The 18,156-nt window shown below is 65.7% G+C and carries 20 protein-coding genes; 12 read left to right on the forward strand and 8 right to left on the reverse strand.

The window, feature by feature from the left end; genetic code table 11:
* Positions 1 to 8 precede the first annotated feature (8 nt).
* Positions 9 to 248: a hypothetical protein gene (locus ACSFB7_RS17345; RefSeq protein ID WP_435472236.1), complete on the reverse strand. Its 240-nt coding sequence runs from the start codon at positions 246 to 248 to the stop codon at positions 9 to 11.
* A gap of 259 nt (positions 249 to 507) precedes the next feature.
* Here ACSFB7_RS17345 and ACSFB7_RS17350 point away from each other — a divergent pair, with 259 nt between their 5' ends.
* Complete coding sequence (locus tag ACSFB7_RS17350; RefSeq protein ID WP_435472237.1) at positions 508 to 1,833, forward strand: MFS family transporter; 1,326 nt, start codon at positions 508 to 510, stop codon at positions 1,831 to 1,833.
* Between the two features lie 31 nt (positions 1,834 to 1,864).
* On the opposite strand, the gene ACSFB7_RS17355 is transcribed toward ACSFB7_RS17350, so the two are convergent.
* Together ACSFB7_RS17355 and ACSFB7_RS17360 are read right to left on the reverse strand one after the other, a co-directional pair.
* On the reverse strand, positions 1,865 to 2,482 hold the full coding sequence (locus ACSFB7_RS17355) for a LysE/ArgO family amino acid transporter (protein ID WP_435472239.1): 618 nt from the start codon (positions 2,480 to 2,482) through the stop codon (positions 1,865 to 1,867).
* A gap of 99 nt (positions 2,483 to 2,581) precedes the next feature.
* Entirely contained in the window at positions 2,582 to 3,469 is an 888-nt protein-coding gene (locus ACSFB7_RS17360; RefSeq protein ID WP_435472241.1) for a LysR family transcriptional regulator, read from the reverse strand.
* 73 nt (positions 3,470 to 3,542) lie between these two features.
* Between ACSFB7_RS17360 and ACSFB7_RS17365 the strand changes: the two genes are divergently transcribed.
* Positions 3,543 to 3,839 carry a hypothetical protein gene (locus tag ACSFB7_RS17365; protein ID WP_435472243.1) on the forward strand — a complete coding sequence of 99 codons (297 nt, stop codon included), beginning with the start codon at positions 3,543 to 3,545 and terminating at the stop codon, positions 3,837 to 3,839.
* 26 nt (positions 3,840 to 3,865) lie between these two features.
* On the opposite strand, the gene ACSFB7_RS17370 is transcribed toward ACSFB7_RS17365, so the two are convergent.
* The gene (locus tag ACSFB7_RS17370; RefSeq protein WP_435472245.1) at positions 3,866 to 4,480 is read right to left on the reverse strand and encodes a TetR/AcrR family transcriptional regulator; all 615 of its coding nucleotides are present in this window, start codon (positions 4,478 to 4,480) and stop codon (positions 3,866 to 3,868) included.
* Positions 4,481 to 4,605: 125 nt separating this feature from the next.
* On the opposite strand from ACSFB7_RS17370, the gene ACSFB7_RS17375 reads away from it, so the two are divergent.
* Genes ACSFB7_RS17375 through ACSFB7_RS17395 form a run of 5 tightly spaced genes read left to right on the forward strand, consistent with a single transcriptional unit; the run spans position 4,606 to position 7,714 of the window.
* The gene (locus ACSFB7_RS17375; protein WP_435472247.1) at positions 4,606 to 5,274 is read left to right on the forward strand and encodes a DUF3313 domain-containing protein; all 669 of its coding nucleotides are present in this window, start codon (positions 4,606 to 4,608) and stop codon (positions 5,272 to 5,274) included.
* A gap of 26 nt (positions 5,275 to 5,300) precedes the next feature.
* The gene (locus ACSFB7_RS17380; protein WP_435472249.1) at positions 5,301 to 5,756 is read left to right on the forward strand and encodes a hypothetical protein; all 456 of its coding nucleotides are present in this window, start codon (positions 5,301 to 5,303) and stop codon (positions 5,754 to 5,756) included.
* Positions 5,753 to 6,682, forward strand: a complete 930-nt coding sequence (locus tag ACSFB7_RS17385; RefSeq protein WP_435472251.1) for a DUF2145 domain-containing protein — start codon at positions 5,753 to 5,755, stop codon at positions 6,680 to 6,682. The genes ACSFB7_RS17380 and ACSFB7_RS17385 overlap by 4 nt, the downstream gene beginning before the upstream one ends.
* A gap of 42 nt (positions 6,683 to 6,724) precedes the next feature.
* Positions 6,725 to 7,000, forward strand: a complete 276-nt coding sequence (locus ACSFB7_RS17390) for a DUF3313 domain-containing protein (RefSeq protein ID WP_435472253.1) — start codon at positions 6,725 to 6,727, stop codon at positions 6,998 to 7,000.
* A 36-nt stretch (positions 7,001 to 7,036) separates the two neighbouring features.
* Positions 7,037 to 7,714, forward strand: a complete 678-nt coding sequence (locus ACSFB7_RS17395; RefSeq protein ID WP_435472255.1) for a winged helix-turn-helix domain-containing protein — start codon at positions 7,037 to 7,039, stop codon at positions 7,712 to 7,714.
* Positions 7,715 to 7,744: 30 nt separating this feature from the next.
* Here the strand turns inward: ACSFB7_RS17395 and ACSFB7_RS17400 are convergent, their stop codons facing one another.
* From ACSFB7_RS17400 to ACSFB7_RS17410, 3 genes are all read right to left on the reverse strand, one after another.
* The gene (locus ACSFB7_RS17400; protein ID WP_435472257.1) at positions 7,745 to 9,886 is read right to left on the reverse strand and encodes a DNA/RNA non-specific endonuclease; all 2,142 of its coding nucleotides are present in this window, start codon (positions 9,884 to 9,886) and stop codon (positions 7,745 to 7,747) included.
* A gap of 171 nt (positions 9,887 to 10,057) precedes the next feature.
* Positions 10,058 to 11,017 carry a Bug family tripartite tricarboxylate transporter substrate binding protein gene (locus ACSFB7_RS17405; RefSeq protein WP_435472259.1) on the reverse strand — a complete coding sequence of 320 codons (960 nt, stop codon included), beginning with the start codon at positions 11,015 to 11,017 and terminating at the stop codon, positions 10,058 to 10,060.
* The gene (locus ACSFB7_RS17410; RefSeq protein ID WP_435472261.1) at positions 11,014 to 11,172 is read right to left on the reverse strand and encodes a DUF2783 domain-containing protein; all 159 of its coding nucleotides are present in this window, start codon (positions 11,170 to 11,172) and stop codon (positions 11,014 to 11,016) included. The genes ACSFB7_RS17405 and ACSFB7_RS17410 overlap by 4 nt, the downstream gene beginning before the upstream one ends.
* Positions 11,173 to 11,406: 234 nt before the next feature.
* Here ACSFB7_RS17410 and ACSFB7_RS17415 point away from each other — a divergent pair, with 234 nt between their 5' ends.
* The 5 genes from ACSFB7_RS17415 (at position 11,407) to ACSFB7_RS17435 (ending at position 16,872) form a co-directional block, all read left to right on the forward strand.
* Positions 11,407 to 12,744 carry a C4-dicarboxylate transporter DctA gene (locus ACSFB7_RS17415; RefSeq protein WP_435472263.1) on the forward strand — a complete coding sequence of 446 codons (1,338 nt, stop codon included), beginning with the start codon at positions 11,407 to 11,409 and terminating at the stop codon, positions 12,742 to 12,744.
* Positions 12,745 to 12,751: 7 nt separating this feature from the next.
* On the forward strand, positions 12,752 to 13,456 hold the full coding sequence (locus ACSFB7_RS17420; protein ID WP_435472265.1) for a GntR family transcriptional regulator: 705 nt from the start codon (positions 12,752 to 12,754) through the stop codon (positions 13,454 to 13,456).
* A 161-nt stretch (positions 13,457 to 13,617) separates the two neighbouring features.
* Positions 13,618 to 14,757, forward strand: a complete 1,140-nt coding sequence (locus ACSFB7_RS17425; protein ID WP_435472267.1) for an AI-2E family transporter — start codon at positions 13,618 to 13,620, stop codon at positions 14,755 to 14,757.
* A gap of 159 nt (positions 14,758 to 14,916) precedes the next feature.
* On the forward strand, positions 14,917 to 15,354 hold the full coding sequence (locus ACSFB7_RS17430; RefSeq protein WP_435472269.1) for a DUF2141 domain-containing protein: 438 nt from the start codon (positions 14,917 to 14,919) through the stop codon (positions 15,352 to 15,354).
* 12 nt (positions 15,355 to 15,366) lie between these two features.
* The gene (locus tag ACSFB7_RS17435) at positions 15,367 to 16,872 is read left to right on the forward strand and encodes a carotenoid oxygenase family protein (protein ID WP_435472271.1); all 1,506 of its coding nucleotides are present in this window, start codon (positions 15,367 to 15,369) and stop codon (positions 16,870 to 16,872) included.
* Positions 16,873 to 17,157: 285 nt separating this feature from the next.
* Here ACSFB7_RS17435 and ACSFB7_RS17440 read toward each other — a convergent pair whose 3' ends face one another.
* Positions 17,158 to 18,060 carry a LysR family transcriptional regulator gene (locus ACSFB7_RS17440; RefSeq protein WP_435472273.1) on the reverse strand — a complete coding sequence of 301 codons (903 nt, stop codon included), beginning with the start codon at positions 18,058 to 18,060 and terminating at the stop codon, positions 17,158 to 17,160.
* Positions 18,061 to 18,156: the final 96 nt, after the last annotated feature.

Here is an 18,156-nt window from a genome sequence, read left to right on the forward strand (position 1 = left end):
GGCCGTCATCAGGCCACGAAGAACCGGTCCCTGCCGTCCTCCGTATCGAAGTAGGCCTTGTGCGTGCGGCGCACGGGCCGCCCGTCGGCCAGCCTGTAGCTGACCTGCCTGCAGACCGGCTGGTAGTGCTTGGTGATGCTCACGCGCTCGAAGTAGGCACGGCATTCGATCACCGTGTTCCGGTGGTCGAAGGCATCGATCACTTCGATGCGGTCCGTCTCGCGGATGACTTGCTCGTAGGTCGCCATGGTTTCTCCTTGCGCCAGTGGGAGAGAAGGCCGGGAAATGCCCCGATTGAAGATTCCCCATGCCTATTACGCGCTGACCGGGCGAGCGGATTCGCGGGTTTGTCACTAGAAAGGTCTAGGTATTTACCCTTGCGTACACCTACGCAGGCGAGCGGCTGGAGGCTACGGACGACGGCGCGGGCACGGCGGGCCAGACTCACCGGCACGGCTTCAGGCGGCCCCGCGGCGGGTCGCGGCCAGAGACAAGGACCCTTCCCCCATGACCGCCATTGCCAACGCCGGTGCTGCCAGCCCGAGCGATTCCACGCCCTACACCTTCGAAGAAAAGCGCAAGCGCATCTTCGCGATCTTTGCCGCGTCGTCCGGCAACCTGGTGGAGTGGTTCGACTTTTATGTCTACGCGTTCTGCGCCGTTTACTTCGCGCCCGCGTTCTTTCCCAAGTCCGACCCCACGGCGCAGTTGCTGAACACGGCCGGCGTGTTCGCCGCCGGCTTCCTGATGCGCCCGATCGGCGGCTGGCTGTTCGGCCGGCTGGCCGACCGCAAGGGCCGCAAGACATCGATGGTGACCTCGGTTGTCATGATGTGCGTGGGCTCGCTGGTCATCGCCTGCCTGCCGACCTACGCGCAGATCGGCGCCGCCGCACCCGCGCTGCTGCTGGCCGCGCGCCTGCTGCAGGGCCTGTCGGTCGGTGGCGAGTACGGCACCACCGCCACCTACATGAGCGAAGTGGCCATGCGCGGACAGCGCGGCTTCTTCTCGTCCTTCCAGTACGTGACCCTGATCGGCGGCCAGTTGCTGGCCGTGGTCGTGGTGGTGGTGCTGCAGCAGTTCCTGGACGACGCAGAACTCAAGAGCTGGGGTTGGCGCATTCCCTTCGTACTGGGTGCCGTGGCCGCCATCGTGGCGCTGTTGCTGCGCCGCACGCTGACCGAGACCGCCAGCACCAAGACCCGCGCCGCCAAGGGCGCGGGCAGCGTGGCCGAACTGTTCAAGCACCACAAGCGCGCCTTCCTCGTGGTGCTGGGCTACACGGCCGGCGGCTCGCTGATCTTCTACACCTTCACCACCTACATGCAGAAGTACCTGGTGAACTCGGCCGGCATGTCGATCAAGACGGCCAGCAACGTCATGACAGCCTGCCTGTTCATCTACATGTGCATGCAGCCGCTGTTCGGCGCGCTGTCGGACCGCATCGGCCGGCGCAGCAACATGCTGCTGTTCGGCGCGCTGGGCGTGCTGATGACGGTGCCTGTGCTGACCACCCTGCAAAGCGTGACCAGCCCGCTGATGGCCGGCGTGCTGATCACCCTGGCGTTGGCCGTGGTGAGCTTCTACACCTCGATCAGCGGCATCGTGAAGGCCGAGATGTTTCCGCCGGAAGTGCGCGCGCTGGGCGTGGGCCTGTCGTATGCGGTGGGCAATGCGATCTTCGGCGGCAGCGCCGAGTACGTGGCGCTGGGGCTCAAGTCCATCGGCCACGAGTCGTACTTCTACTGGTACGTGACGGCGATGATGGCGGTGGCCTTCGTGGTGAGCCTGCTGCTGCCGAAGCAGGCGACGTACCTGCACAACGACAAGTAAGCGCGAGAAAAGACCGATCGGCCGCGGGGACTCAGGCGCTGAGCATCCCCGCAGCCATCCACCCGGCCATCGCCAGCATGGCCAGCGCAATGCCTGCATCGAGCAGGCGCCAGGTGTGCGCCGCGCCCATCCAGCGGCGCGCCCGCCGCGCACCGATCACCCACGCAGAGAACCAGACCAGCGACGCGCACACGGCGCCCGTGGCGTAGCTCATGCGAAAGCCTTCGGGCAGGGTCACGCCGACGGCACCGATGACCAGCACGGTGTCGAGCCACGCGGCGGGGTTGAAGAGCGACACGAACAGCAGCGACCGCAAGCCCCGGCCATCGGGCGGCGCGGATGGCTCGGCACGGGGATGCGCCCCGCGCACTGCATTCCGGGCGGCCAGCACACCGTGCAGCACCAGCAGGCCGATGCCCAGCAGTTGCGCGCCCTGTTGCAAGGCCGGCGCCTGCTGTAGCGCCGCCGACAGGCCCAGGATGCCGAGCGCGATCAACACGATGTCGCTGGCCACTCCGATGCCGACCAGCACGAGGGGCGAGCGCCCCGCGAGTGCTTCACGAAGGATCAGCACGTCCTTCGGTCCGGGGCAGATGAACATGCCCAGTCCAAGAAGAAAGCCTTGCAGCCATGCGGAGAGGTCGGTCATGGGACATGCCGACAACCTCTCAAGCTGAACCGGGGATTACGAGTTGGCCGAAATCATAGGGCCCGTTCGTGACCGGCACGAGTCCTTCGCCTGCTTGCGCTAGTGCTCCAGGAAAAGGTCGGAGATGACCGACCTCAGCCACTTGTTGGAAGGGTCGTGCTGATACCGCTCGTGCCAATGCTGCTTGATGGCAAAGCCCGGGAGCCTGAAAGGCGGATCGAACACCTTCACGTCGGCGATTCGCACCAGCGTTTCGGCCACGCGCGCGGGCACGGTGATCATCAAGTCCGTCTGCGCCACCGGCGCACCGATGCCCAGAAAATCAGGCAGGTGCAGGCTGATGTTGCGTTGCACGCCGAGGCGGTCGAGTTCGCGTTCGACCAGTTCGTTCCCCGCACCCGCCGCCGACACCACCACGTGATGCTCGCGCTTGAACATGCCCGGCGTCAGCCGTGCGTGCACGCGCGGGTGGTCGTTGCGCACCACGCATTTGAAGCGTTGGTCGAACAGCTTCTGTTGATAGAAGCCGGCCTCCAGCTCGGGCATGAAGCCCACGGCCAAGTCTGCGTCTCCAGACTCGAGCATCTTGGGCGTGCGGGTCGAGATGTGCGTGATCTCGACGCGGATCGAAGGCGCGACCTCGCTCAGGCGGTTCATGAGGTCGGGCAGCAGCACAAGGTGGGTGATGCCGGTCATGCACACGCGAAAAGTGCGCTCGACTTTTGCGGGATCGAAGACCGCCTGTTGCCGCGTCACCGTGCGCAGCAACTCCAGCGCCTGCCGGATCGGGTCAATCAGCGAGGTGGCATGCGGCGTCGGCTGCATGCCGTCCGATGTGCGAACGAAGAGCGGGTCGCCGAAGTGCCGCCGCAGCCGCGCCAATGCAATGCTGATGGACGACTGCGGCATGCCAAGGTGCTCGCCGGCCCGCGAGACGCTGCGCGTCTTGTAGACCTCGTCGAAGATGCTCAGCAATTTGAGATCCATTATTTAGATTCCTGCTTCCGCCTATTTAGCGCATGCCATAGTCTAAATAGTGCTGCCGACCTAGCATCGTCGGATGACCCTCAAGCTGGCCATCGTGGCCTTCACACTCCTGCCCTTCGCGGCACTCGCCGATGCTTCTGCGACGCCGGCCGATCCACCGGCCGTGAGCGCCTTCTATCGCCACCCCGAGCACTGCGCCTACATGGCGGGCCTGCCCGAGAACGACTCGCCTGAATTCATCAAGCGCTTCGAGACCGACGTTCAAAGCGCGGTCGAGGCCTTGCGCACGCGGAATCCGTCGCTGAGCTTGTCGACCGCGCTGGTCCAGCTCAAGGCCGGATGCGACCGTGCCTTGTCAGAGGTCAAGTAAAGCGCGGATGGCGACCCGCACTGGCACTACCGCGCCGCGGCACCGGCAAGAAACATCTGCACGGCGCGCTGGACCATCGCCTCGATCTGGTCTTGCGACAACGGCGGGGGTGTGGATTGATACAGCCGCACCTGGGTCTCTGCCGTCACCAAGGCAGAAAACTGCATTGCAGTGACCACGGGGTCCGCGCGCCGCAACTCCCCATATTCCATGGCCGATGCCATGAGCCCGGCCAGCGTCTGGATGAACTCGGTCGGCCCTGATTCGTAGAACAACTGCCCCACGTTGGAGTGCCCGGCTTCGGCAATGACCATCCGGTAGACCGCGAGCGCATCGGCGTCGTTGCTCAGCACGGAGAGCATTCGCTTGCCGAAGCTCTCCAGCATCGATTCGAGCGAAACGTCGCCGCTTGCTTCGAGCAACTGCGTCGGTGTCTGCGCCAGGTGCGATGTGGCGACGCTTTGCACCACCGCCACGAAAAGCTCTTCCTTCGACGGGAAGTACCCGTACAGCGTGGCCTTCGATCCGCCCAGGCGCTTGGCGAGTTCGTTCATCGAAGCCCGTTCGTACCCCTGCTCCCTGAACAGTGCCAGCGCGGCCTCAAGGATGGCGTTGCGCCGCATCTCCGTTCTTGTTTTCATCACGTCTCCTTCAAAAGAATACCCAACTGTACATTTTTATTGACAGCGCAAAAGGCACGGATCAATAATGAACCCAACTGTACAGTTGTGATCAATTTTTCAGCAGACCACCGATCAAGGAACCCATGCCCGTTCTCCTCAGGAAATCAACCGCCGCAAGCTTCGTGGCTTGCCTGGCGCTGGCTGCGTGCAGCAGCACGCAGCCCATTCCCTACGCCGGCATCACGTCGTCGAGCCAGTTGCGCCCCAGTCAGAACGATGACTCCGGACGCGTTCCCTTCGAATACAGGACCCGCATCGACTGGCGCAGATATTCGGGCTTCGTTCTCGACCCGGTGGCCATCTACCGGGGCAGCGACGCCCAGTTCGAAGACGTGTCGGAAGACGACAAGGCGTTCATGGCCCGCTACATGCAGACGCAGTTCACCGAGAAGCTGAGCGCGCGCTTCAGAGGTGCCCCGGCCGCAAACGCAAACGCGAACGCCGTGCGGATCAGGCTCACGCTCACCGGGGCCAAGACGAACACCGCCGTGCTCAGCACCTTCTCGCGCTTCGACCTGATGGGCGGCCCGTACAACGCCGTGCAGGCAATCCGTGGCCGGGAAGGCGCAATGACGGGCTCCGTCAGCTTCGCCGTCGAGATCTACGACGCCTCGACCAACGAGCTGCTCGGCGCGTACGTCGCCAAGCAATACCCCAATGCATGGAACCTCAAGGCCGGCATCGGCGCGCGAAGTGCGTCGGTTGCGGGCATCGAGAAAGGTGCCGACCAACTGGTCGCGTACCTGCAATGACACAGCGCCAACACCAGGAGCACCCGATGACTTCCACCCGCCTTTTCCGCTTTGCATGCCTGGGCGTTGTCCTTGCGACGTCCCTCAGTGCGAATGCCGAGCTTTTCACCTCGTTGGCTTCCAGTGCCGGTTCAGCGTCCAGCGGCAGCGTGTCCGCGTCCATGCACAGTTCGAGCAAGAGTTCGCCCGATGGCAACAAGGTGGCCGATGGCGACTACCGCATCACCGAGGTTGCCGAGGCCACCGGCCGCACCGGCTTCACGCGCATCGCGATGCAAAGCGACGACGCGCAGCAAAGCATCGTGCTTGAACTGCCGCAAGCCACGTTCGCGAAAGAGCGCCTGGGCCCCGGCGACCTCGTGCATGCACAGCAGCGCGCCTACGGGACCGCATTCGCGCGCGCCGATACGCGCGAAGCGTTCTATCTGGTGCTCGCCGATGACTGGTACGGGGAGCTGGCCGCCCGCCCCGTGCGTCTTTGAACGTCGCTCGCTGGCTCGCGCCGGGCCTTGCTGCAGTGCTCGTGTTCAGCACGGGTGTTGCGCAAGCAGTGCCTGGTGGAGCCGGTCCGATGGCCTCTTCGCAATTTTGCGATCGCACGAAGCCGTTGACTGCCGATCAGCAGGATCGCCTGTTGCGCCTTGCGGTCGTCGTGCGCGACGAGCTGTCCGCCAGCGGCGACGGCGCCGTGCTGATCAGCCGCTCCGGGCTCGATCTCTCGCGATTTCGCATTCGCTATTCCCACGCCGCCGTGGCCTGGCGGGACGAGAACGACACCTGGTCCGCCCGCCAGCTCTACTACGCCTGCGACGAAGGCCGTCCGCGAATCTACGACCAGGGCCTGACGGGCTTCGTGATGGGCATCGACGATCCGGCGCTGAGCTACATCTCGATCGTGCGGCTCCCCGCCGACGCGGCCCGAACGCTGCGGCGCGCGGCGCTCGACACACCGCGCGCGCTGCACTTGCTGGCCGCCAGCTACAGCGCCAATGCTTACCCGTTCAGCCTGCGCTACCAGAACTGCAACCAGTGGGTGGTGGAACTGCTCGCCGTCGCATGGGGCAACCTGGCCGACGGGGACGATCTGCGCGCACGCGCCCAGAGCTGGCTGCGCCAGGCGCCCTACGCGCCCGAGCCGGTCGACGTCGGTTCGCATGCGCTGATATTCGCGTCGAACTTCGTCCCGCTCCTGCATCTCGATGACCACCCGGAGGAAGACCGCTACGCGCTGAAGCTGCGGGTCAGCCTGCCTTCGACCGTCGAGACCTTCGTGCACGAGCAGTGGCCCGAAAGCGAGCGCATCGAGCTGTGCCATGACGGCAAGCAAGTCGTGGTGCACCGCGGCTGGACACCCATCCCCGAAGGCTGCAGCCCAGGCGACGGCGACCGTGTCGTGCCGCTCGACTGACTGGCCGACTGATCGACTGATCGACACGCAAAGGAAACAGGAATGCGCCCATCGATACACCACATGATCCACGCCGCAGCCCTCGCGCTGGCAGGCTGCGCGGGAGTTCAGCCCCTTGCCCCATCGGGGGCCCGGCCGTCGGCGCAGTCGTGCCCGGACACGGCCGAAGAAGACCGTGAAGCGCTGACGCAGTACATGAATGCCCGGCTCAGCGACAGGCTCGACGCGAGATTCAGCCTGGTGACGCACCCCGGTGCCTGGAACGCCAAGGCCGACAGCGAACAAGCGTCCAACGGCCTGATTGCGCGCGTGGACTGACTCGACCGCTCAACACAGCGGCAAGGTCACCTGCCCATGAACATCCTGCTTCTCGGCGCTGAAAGCCGAACGCGCGCCACGCTCGGCAGCGCGCTCTGGCGATCCGGTTTCGCGGTCGACGTCGCCGACCCAGACGATGCCGATGCGCGGCTGTCTGCCGGCAAGCCGTATGCATTGGTTCTGCTCGACCTTGCGCCACCGGCAGCAACCCAGGCAGCGATAGCGTCCGTTCGGCGCATGACCAGCACCCCGTTGCTGGTGTTGACCGAACGAGGCCTGTCGGCAAACGGTTTCGAGGGACTCGCACCGGGCACCACCGAGTACCTTCCCCAGCCCTGCGCCATGGACCATGTGCTGGCGCGCGCCTGGGCGCTGGCATCCCCTCATGGCGGCGCTGACGCCGCCCTGCTCCGGCTGGCGGACCTGGCCATCGACCGCAAGCGCGGCAAGGCGATTCGTCAAGGCACGGAGCTGCGCCTCAGCGTCACGCAGTTCGAGCTTCTCGATGTGCTGATGGCCAGCAGAGGCCATGTGATGTCACGCACAAGGCTCATCCACGCCGTCTGGGGGTCACGCGGCAGTCGTCAGCACGACAACATGGTCACGGTCGCCATCCTGAGGCTTCGACAGCGGCTGGACGATCCGTTCGACCTGAAGCTGATTCACACGGTGCATCGCAAGGGGTACGTCCTGGAATTGCGCGACGGCCGGTAGGCCTCGTTGCCGCGTTGCGCGGATCTGGAGCTAGAGCTGGATCCCTTCGAAGCTGGTGATCAGCACCAGCCCTTCGCCCACCCTGGGTTGCGCGGCATTGGCGATGGTGTCGGCCGCACGGACCAGGTCACCGAAGTCGAGCCCGGCCTGGGCTTCGATCTTCGCGATCGGCACGCGCCAGTGGTTCACGTCCACCGAAGGCAGAGGCTGCGGCGCACCCAGGCTGTGCCGGGCCTCGGACAGCAGCTTCGACTGATCGACCACCAGCCCCACGGCCTTGGGCCCGGCCTGCCCCTTCCAGACCACGACCTTGAAGAACGACGAAGGGATCTGCACGTCGTCGGCCCAGAGATCGATCTTGTCGTCGAAGATCGGCCCCTGGAAGACGACCAGCTTGCGTTTGGTATCTCCCGCGAGCGTGCCGTTTTCGAGCACATAGCGCTCGAGCCCCTGCCAATACTTGGCGCTCTGGTTGAACCTGAAATGCTGGGGCGAGCAATTGGTGAAGTGAAAGGTGTCGGCATTGGCCCGCGCGGCTTCCTCGGGCGTGCCCCAGGTCGGATCGGTGCGGCGCGTCAGGTGGCCGCGATCGAAGTAGGTCGACCACGCCGAATAGAAAGTCTGGTCCAGCAGAAAGCTCGCGCTGATGCGCGGGTCCTTGAACCAGACCTCGCCTTCCGATGCGTTGGCCTGCCCGGTCTTGCGGTCGACGTCGAGGTAGGTCTCGCCGTCGATGTTCGTCGCCGTGAACGCGGCGATCCGCTTCGACTTGTTCACCTTCAGGCTGAAGTGCTCGTACTTCAACTCGCCTTCCGCCGCGCCCGGCTCGTCGGCGCGCAGCGAAGCAATCTGCCTGGCCAGCGCGGGCGAGGGTTGCGGCAATGGCAGCTCCAGGCCGGGAATGAAGCCCGAGTCGTAGCCGTTGCGATTGCCGTAGTCCTGGTCGACCTGCACCGCCTCTGCCCCACGGGTCAGCAACTTCGGCTGCAAGGCGGCGGGCGATGAAGCCAGAGTGGAAGACGACGATGCCACGGCAACACCCGGCTGCAGCTGCGATTGCACCGCCTGCCCGATGCTGATCGTCAATTCGACGGGCACGGTCAATCGGATCGATTGTGGGGAAGGCGACGCGCTCGAAGTGGCCATGGTGTGCTCCGTGGTGGGGTTCGTGATGTCGATGACCTTGGCCTCCTGCGCCGAGGGCCGGGGCGGCGAAAGCCTGCGGTCGCCTTCTGCGGGCGGCGTGCTTGAGCCGACGGCGAGCGCCTCGCGCAGCAGGGTTTTCCAATCTGCAGGCAGGCCGCTCATGCGGCTCGCAAGGTCGCGGTAGATGGCGCTAATGCGCACGCCTTCGTTCACGTTTCTCGGCACCTCGCCGCCGAAGGTGTCGCGGTCGATGAAGGGCTCGCCCCAGTGGTGAAGGGCCACCAGTTGCCAGTCGTCGTTGAACACCGGCGAGCCCGACGAACCCTGCTCGGTGTCGGTCTCGTAGAGCAGCGTGCGGTCGGTGCGCGCGGTCAGGATGTTGTTGCGCACCGTGATCATCTTCGGCCAGCCCGAGGGGTGCTGGACGATGTTCGTGTTCATCCCGAGCACGTGCTTGTCGGGCTGGTCCGACAGCGCGCAGAAACCCAGGTCGGCCGCCTCGGCCAGGCCCGATTGCCTGCGGCCCAGCGCGACCAGGGCGTAGTCGAGCTGGTCGTCCGGCGAGAACAGCGCAAAGCGGTCGGGGTCGAGCAGGAAGGTGGTGGTCGGCTTCGGAACGCCGCGCTCGTCGAGTTCGCGAAAGAAGGTCACCTGGGCGCCCCGCGCGGCGTTCGCGTCTTCGATGACGTGGCGATTGGTGATCAACAGATTCGGGCTGACCATGAAGCCAGTGCCGATCTCCGCCTTGGTGCCGTAGTTGACCTCGACATAGCCGACGGCCCTGGCACTGAGCGCGCCCTGCGACAGGAAGCTGACCCGCTGGAAATCTTCGGTGCTGCCGGTGATGGATTCCGCGCCGCTGGGCGACATGAGCGTGCGATGCCGCGCGGCATAGGCGCGCGACCTGTCGACGTCCGGCTCGGCCTCGCGCCAGCGGCCCGTGGCCACCAGCTTGCGCACTTGCTCACGCGCCTGGGCGGTGCGCTCCACGCAGTCCTGAAAAGCGCTGATCGCGTCCTCGTTCATGGCGGTCCCCTTGCGAAGGCGCGTGGTTCAGGTGAAACGCGCGACGCAATTCATTGGATCGACGAACGGCGTCAGTGGCATGACACCTCAGGCGGCGGTTCCGTACTCCTTCGGCGTCATTCATTCAGCAACGCCACGGACCCTGCGCAAGACGCCGCAAGGCCGCAGAGATCAGTCGATCCTGATGTCGTTCGCCTTGATGAGGCGCCCCCAACGTTCCCGCTCGCCCTTCACATACCTGGCCATGTCGCTCGGTGTGCCTGGCATTCCTTCGACGCCGAGCGCCAGAAAACGTGCCTTGACGGATGTGGAGTTGAGCGCGTCTACAAGTGCCTTGTTGAGTTTTTCAACCGTTTCCGCGGGTGTCGCACTGGGCACCGCGAGTCCTTGCCACGCGTAGGCCTCGAAGTCCGTCAGCCCTTGCTCGGCCAGGGTGGGCACATCGGGCAGCGTGGCGATGCGCTTGGCGCTCGCAACGCCGATGGCCTTGACCTTGCCGGCCAGCACGAACTGGTTGCCGCTGGCCGTGTCGACCATCATGAACGGCACCTGTCCGCCAAGGATGTCCTGCATGGCCGGCGCAGCGCCCCGGTATGCGACGTGCGTCATGGCGACACCGGTTCTTTCGCGCAGCAATTCGGTCGCCAGATGGTGGGGGCTTCCCGCCCCGGCGGACGCATAGTTCACGCCGCCCGGTTGGGCTTTGGCCCAGGCGACGAACTCCTTGAAGTTGCGCGCCGGCACCTGGGGCCCCACGACCAGAACGAGCGGAAAGCGGGCCAGCATGCCGACCGGCGCGAGATCCTTCTCGGCGTTGTAGCTGAGCTTGGAAAACAGGAACGGGTTGGCTGCGAGCGTGGCGAAGTCGGCCGTCAACATGACGTTGCCGTAGTCCTTCGAGCGGGCCACATAGTCAGCGGCGATGTTGGTCGCGGCGCCGGGCTTGTTGCCGATGACGATCGGCCTGCCCAGGCCCCTGGACATCGTTTCGGCCGTGGCGCGCGCCACGGAATCGGAGCCGCCGCCTGCGGCATAGCCGACCACCCATTCAATGGGCTTGCCTTCTTGTGCCATGGCGCACTGAGCGGTTGCTGCGGCCATGGCCAGGCCGATCAGGAAAGGACGAATCATGGGAATGCCTCGGTTTGGTTTTGATTGGAAATTCGGCTGAGTCCTTCAGCGGCGAATGCCTCGTGCAGCACCGGCATCGATCCGATGCGGTTGGCCGGGAGAGGCACCCACCGTGCATTCAAGGCGTGGCTTTCATCCGTCGAGAGACTCTGCAAACGCGTCGGCAGTATGCGCGCGATATTCGTCTATGACGAACCGATTCGTGCTGATTGAATTAAGTGCTTTCCCTAGCTTGGCAGTGCTCAGCGCTTCCTGGCTGCGCCTTCCCGCCCGGGAATACCCTCTGCCCCCTCCGAAGTCTTCTTGCCTACATTTCTTGCATGCAAGACAAGGCATTGCTTGCATGCAAAAACTCGACAAAACAGTCTGGCAACAGACAGGAGACTCCCATGCCTCGCTTCGCCAAATCGCTTTTCGGTCAGGTGGTCATCGCGCTGGTGCTCGGCGTGCTCGCGGGGCTGTTCGCGCCCGAGTACGCCGTCAAGCTCAAGCCGCTGGGTGACGGGTTCATCAAGCTGATCAAGATGATCATTCCGCTGCTGGTGTTCTGCGTGGTGGTGCATGGCATTGCCGGCGCGGGCGACCTCAAGCGCGTGGGCCGGGTGGGCGTGAAGGCGCTCATCTACTTCGAGGTGCTGACCACCATCGCGCTGGCAATGGGCCTGGTGCTGGCCTTCGTGTTCCAGCCCGGCGCGGGCATGAATGTCGACCCCGCCAAGCTCGATCCGGCCGCGATGAGCGCCTATGCGTCGAACGCCGACAAGCTCACGAGCGGCGGCACGGTCGAGTTTCTGATGAAGCTGATCCCGACCACGGTGGTCAACGCCTTCGCCACCGGCGACGTGCTGCAGGTGCTGCTGTTCGCGGTGCTGTTCGGCTGCGCGCTCACGCTGCTGGGCGAGCGCGGCAAGCCGGTCGCTGTTGTCGTCGATGCGCTCTCGCTGGTGCTGTTCAAGATCATGGGCATCCTCATCAAGCTGGCGCCGCTGGGCGTGCTGGGCGCCATTGCGTTCACGGTCGGGCAGTACGGCGTGGGCTCGCTCAAGCAACTGGGCATGCTGGTCGCGCTCTTCTACGGCGCGGTGCTGATCTTCGTGTTCGTGGTGCTGGGGCTGGTGATGCGCTTCTCGGGCTTCAGCCTGTGGAAGCTGCTGCGTTACCTGCGCGAAGAACTCACCATCGTGTTCGCCACCACCTCGTCGGACAGCGTGCTGCCGCAGATCATGGCCAAGCTGCGCCGCATGGGCATTCGCGATTCGACGGTGGGCCTGGTGATTCCGACGGGCTATTCGTTCAACCTCGATGCCTTCTCGATCTACATCACGCTGGCCGCGGTGTTCATCGCGCAGGCCACCAACACGCCGATCTCGATGGCGGACCTGCTGACCATTCTTGCGATTGCGCTGGTCACCTCCAAGGGCGCGCATGGCGTGCCGGGCTCGGCCATCGTGGTGCTGGCGGCCACGCTGCACGCCATTCCGGCGATTCCCGCCATCGGGCTGGTGCTGGTGCTGTCGGTGGACTGGTTCATGGGCATCGCCCGCGCACTGGGCAACCTGATCGGCAACTGCGTGGCCACCGTCGCCATTGCCGCATGGGAGGGCGACATCGACCGCGAGCGCGCGCATGCGGTGCTAGACGGCACCTACGCACCCGACGACGAACCACTGGGCACGGCCGAGCCCGTGGTAAACACCGGCACCGCCACCGCATCCACCGCGCACTGAAAAATCAATGGCCACCGACGTCAGCCCCACCGCCATCGCCGAGCGCGTGGTCGAGGCCATCCTCGCGCAGAAGCTCGCGCCGGGCGAACGGCTGGGCGAGCAGGCGCTGGCCGAGAACTTCTCGGTGAGCCGCACGATGGTGCGCGAGGCGCTCATGCAGTTGCAGGCGCGCGGTTTCGTTGAAGTGCAGTCGCGCCGCGGCTGGTACGTGGTGGAGCCCTCGGCCGAAGAAGCGCGCGATGCCTTCTCGGCCCGCCGCATCGTCGAGGCCGGCATCCTGGCCGCGAGCGAAGGCCGGCCGCTGGCCAAAGTGATCCGCAAGCTGCGCGACCACATCGCCGACGAGCGGCGCGCCATCGAAGGTGCCGACGCCGCCACGCGCGCCTTTCTGCTGGCCGACTTCCATGTGTGCCTAGCCGAGCAGATGGGGCACCAGTTGCTGGTCGACGTGCTGCGCGACCTCACGGCCCGCACCACGCTGGCCGCCACGCTCTACCAGTCGAAGCACGAGGCCGGGCAGTCGTGCGCCGAGCATGGCGCCATCGTCGCCGCGCTCGAAGCGGGCGACACGGACAAGGCGCGCCAGTTGATGCTCGACCACATCGGCAATGTCGAACGGGCGCTGGAGGTCGATGCCACCACCGAGCCCGACGCGCCGAGCCGGCTGCGTGCCACGCTGGCGCCCGTCGCCCTGCCGCGCGGCAAGCGTTGAAGCTGTGCATTAGTGCCGGCGTCCGCTACTGATTCCATAGCAGGCATCGAAGACCCAGCCTCCGTTTCGGGCGAATTCGTCCGGCAACCCGATTCCGCCGCACAAGGGGGCTCCGGCTGACACGGCCACGGGTTGCGGCTCGGCTACAGTCCGAGACACTTATGAATTCACCCCAACTCCAGCGCGGCGTGTTTCTCGCCCTTCTCGCCGCCGTGACCGCCGCCTTCATCTGGGTGCTGCTGCCGTTCTTCGGCGCGGTGCTCTGGGGCGTGGCGCTGGCGATCCTGTTCACGCCGCTGTTCAAGTGGCTGCTGAAGAAGATGCCCGGCAGGAGCAACATCGCCGCCCTCTCCACGCTGACCATCTGCCTGTTCATCGTGATCCTGCCGCTGGCCATGGTGGGCGTGTCGCTGGTGCAAGAGGTGGCGCTGGTCACGCAGAGCATCCGCTCGGGCCAGATCAACTTCGCGGCCTACTTCCAGCAGATCCTCGACGCGGCGCCGCAGTGGCTGCTGAACATTGTCGAGCGCTTCAACCTGGGCGACATGGCGGCCTGGCAGGCACGCATCTCGGCGGCCGCCGGGCAGGCGAGCCAGATCATCGCGAGCCAGGCGCTGGCCATCGGGCAGAACACCTTCGACTTCGTCGTCAGCTTCTTCGTGATGCTGTACCTGCTGTACTTCCTGGTGCGCGACGGCGCCACGCTGTCCAAGACCATGCGCGACGCCGTGCCGCTGGCCAAGCCGCACACGCACTACCTGCTGAACAAGTTCACCACCGTGATCCGCGCCACCGTGAAGGGCAACGTGGCCGTGGCCATCGCGCAGGGCACCATCGGCGGGCTGGCCTTCTGGTTCCTGGGCGTGCAGGGCGCGCTGCTGTGGGCGGTGCTGATGGCCTTTTTGTCGCTGCTGCCGGCCGTGGGCGCGGCGCTGATCTGGGGGCCGGTGGCCATCTACTTCCTGGCCACGGGGCACTTCTGGCAAGGCGGCGTGCTGATCTTCGTGGGCGTGTTCGTGATCGGCCTGGTCGACAACATCCTGCGCCCGCTGCTGGTGGGCAAGGACACGCAGATGCCCGACTACATCGTGCTGATGTCGACCATCGGCGGCATGGCGATCTTCGGCATCAACGGCTTCGTGATCGGGCCGGTGATCGCGGCGCTGTTCATGGCGGCGTGGGGCCTGTTCGCGGATTCGGGCCATGTGGGCACGGGGCATGACCCGGTGGCGGAAGACGCGACGGGCGCGCAAGGCACCGAAAGCGCCGAAGCCAAGAAGAAGGGCCAGGAGAAGGCCTGAAACGCAACAGACTGGCGATGGGCCGCCCCGCTCCGGCCTGATCGCCTCGCTCCCTTTGCGTGCATTTCGCGCGCGCATTTGCGCATTCCGTCGCATGGCGCTGGGCACCGCAAGGCGCCTGCGAGATCGTCGGGCCTCCAACTCCAGACGAGGCCTGCCATGCATCTTCCCGCTCTCCTGTCCCGCCCGGCCGTGCGCGCCCTGTGCACCGCCGCGGTTCTCGCGCCCACAAGCGCCCTTGCCGCCGACCTGAGCCTGAGCGTTGCCGATGGCCCCGCCGCCGAAGCCACGCTCTACGTCGCGCTCTACAACGACGCCGTGAGCTATACCGCCAGCAAGGCCGTCGCATCGCAGACCGCGCCCATGCGCGACGGCAAGGCCCGGCTCGTGTTCACGGGGCTGGCGCCGGGGCGCTACGCGCTGAAGGTGTTCGCCGACGAGAACGGCAACGGCAAGCTCGACACCAACCTCATGGGCATGCCGATCGAACGCTATGGTTTCTCGAACGATGCCAAGGGCAAGCTCGCCGCACCCGACTTCGAGGCCGCCGCGTTCAGCCTCGACGCCGATCTGCAGACCGTCATTCACCTGCGCTGAGAGGTGGCCACCATGGAACGACGCGAACTCCTGCGCCTGCTGGCATCGGCCGGCGCCCTGCCCCTTTTTGCGCCACTGGCGCGCGCCGCTGGCACCACCGGCGGTGACAACTGGCAAGCCCAGTTCGAGGCCGCCAGCGCGCCCTGGAAGAGCGGCTTTGCCACGCCCGCCAACGACCTGCCGCTGACCCGCGCCACGGTGCGCGGACGCTTTCCCGACGCCGTCGCCGGCACGCTCTTTCGCGTCGGCCCGGCCGGCCACGACATGGGCGGTGAGCGCTATCACCACTGGTTCGACGGCGACGGCATGGTGCATCGCTTCGTGATCGACGGCGCCGATGTGCGGCACCAGGGCCGCTATGTCGCCACGCCCAAGCGCGTGGCCGAGGTAAAGGCCGGCCGCCGCCTGTACGAGGCCTTCGGCACCGTGCCGCCGGGCGGTGAGTCGCCGACATCGGCCGACAGCATCAACGTCGCCAACACCAGCGTGCTGCCGATGCAGGGCGAGGTGCTGGCGCTGTGGGAAGGCGGCTCGGCCACGCGCATCGATGCGCGCACGCTCGACACGCTGGGTGTGAAGACCTGGCGCGCCGATCTTGCGGGCATGCCGTTCTCGGCGCATCCGAAGGTGGACCCGGACGGCACGGTGTGGAACTTCGGCGTCAGCTCCGGACAGGGCCTGCTGGCGCTGTACGAGATCGCGCCAGAAGGCACGCTGCGCCGCGCGGCCGTGGTGCCGGTGGCCGACATGCCGATGGTCCACGACTTCGCGGTGACCGATCGTCACCTCGTCTTTCTCATGCCGCCGCTGGTGTACGACAGCAAGCGCAAGGAAGTCGGCGCGAGCTTTCTCGATGCCCATGTGTGGCGGCCCGAACTGGGCATGCGCGCGCTGGTCGTCGACAAGCACGACTGGGAGCGGCGGCAGATGCTCGAACTGCCGGCCGGCTTTCTCTTCCACGTGGGCAATGCCTGGGAAGAAGACACGCCGCGCGGCACGCTGATCCACGTCGACTATGTGCGCTCGGACAACGCCGACTCGGTGTTCACCAGCAACCGCGAGGTGATGCGTGCGCGCCTCGTGAGAAGCGTCCACCCGCAATTGACCGTGGCAACCCTGAATCTCGGCACCGGCAAGGCCACGCAGGCGGCGCTGGCGCAGGAGGCCGAGTTTCCGCGCATCGATCCGCGCCGTGTCGGCCTGCGTCATCGCCAGGTGGTGCACGCCACGCAGATCCGGCCCGACCTGCCGGGCTTCGGCGCGGTCGCACGAACGGATGTCGAGACTGGCCGCAGCCAGCGCTTCAGCTACGGCGCGCAGGCCATCGTGGAAGAGCACGTCTTCGTACCGGATGGCAAGAAGCCGGGCTGGGTGCTGGGCACGGTGTTCGACTTCGGGCGGCAGAAGACGGTGCTGTCTTGCTTTGCTGCCGATCATCTTGGGGCTGGGCCGGTGGCGCAGGCGACGCTGCCTTATGCGATTCCGTTGGGGCTGCATGGGGCCTTTGTGCGGGCCTGAAAGGGGCGCTGCTGTTCAGGGCGACGCTCCCGCCGACACGGTGCTCTTTTTCGCGAATGTCCCCCGCTTCGCTCCTCCTTTATTTCGCGAAAAAGAGCCCCGTATCGGCGCGAGCGTTGGACAGAGCGGTCGTTTATCGCGGGATCACCAGCAGCGTGCCCTGTGCGAATGACACCAGGTGCTCCCCGCAGCGAAATAAAGGAGGAGCGAAGCGGGGGACATTCGCGGAGGGGAGCTCCTGGTGTCATTTGCACTCGCCCCGAATGAACCCGAACCCCGCAGCCGTCAGCCAGCCCACCAGCCTTCATCGAACTGCCCCTGCAGAAACGCCACGAAGCCCGACACCTTCCCCGGCACCAACTTGGGAGAAGGAAAGACAGCATGAATCTCCTGCTCCGGCAGCGCATGGTCACCGAGCACCGCAACCACCTTGCCCGCCGCCAATGACTCGCTCGCCACGTAACGCGGCATCAACGCAATGCCCAGCCCGTCACGCGCGGCAGCCAGCACAGCCGACAGGTTGTTCGAGCGAAAGCGCCCCGACACCGGCACCGTCACCGGTTCGCCCTTGGGCGTGTGCATGCGCCAGAACTCATCGCCCACCACGCTGCTGTAGATCAGCGCCACGTGCGCGCTCAGGTCTTGCGCGCGCTTGGGCGTGCCGTGCTTCTTCAGGTAGCCCGGCGACGCGACCATGACCCATGGGTTCGCGCCGAGGTAGCGCGCGCCCAGTGACGAATCGGCCAGCTTGCCCATGCGGATGGCCACGTCGATGCCCTGCGCGATGAGGTCGACATAACGGTCCTCGAAGCTCAGGTCGAGCTGCACCTGCGGATGCCGGCGCATGTACTCCAGCGCCAGCGGCACCACCACGCGGCGACCGAATGCCACCGAAGTGCCCACGCGCAACAACCCCTGCGCCTGGTTCTGCCGCAGTTGCACGATGCTGTCGGCTTCTTCGGCCTCGCGCACGATGGTCTTGCACTTCTCGTAGTACAGCGCGCCCGGCTCCGTGAGGCTCACGCCGCGCGTATTGCGGTTGAGCAACCGCACTTTCAGCCGCGCCTCGGTGGCCGCGACCTGCTTGGTCACGGTGGGTTGCGTGGTGTTGAACTCACGCGCCGCCTTCGAGAAGCTGCCGGTCTCGACCACGCGCACGAACATTTCCATTGCCAAGAGACGGTCCATGGCCGAATGTTAGTCACTTATTCCATGGCGGAATAGGTTTTATGGCCTGCAGCCGTCTTCTTCGAATGCGCCGCGCTTCCTACAGTCGGGCCACCT

The sequence above is a fragment of the Variovorax raffinosi genome (assembly GCF_051216615.1).
Classification (GTDB): domain Bacteria; phylum Pseudomonadota; class Gammaproteobacteria; order Burkholderiales; family Burkholderiaceae_C; genus Variovorax.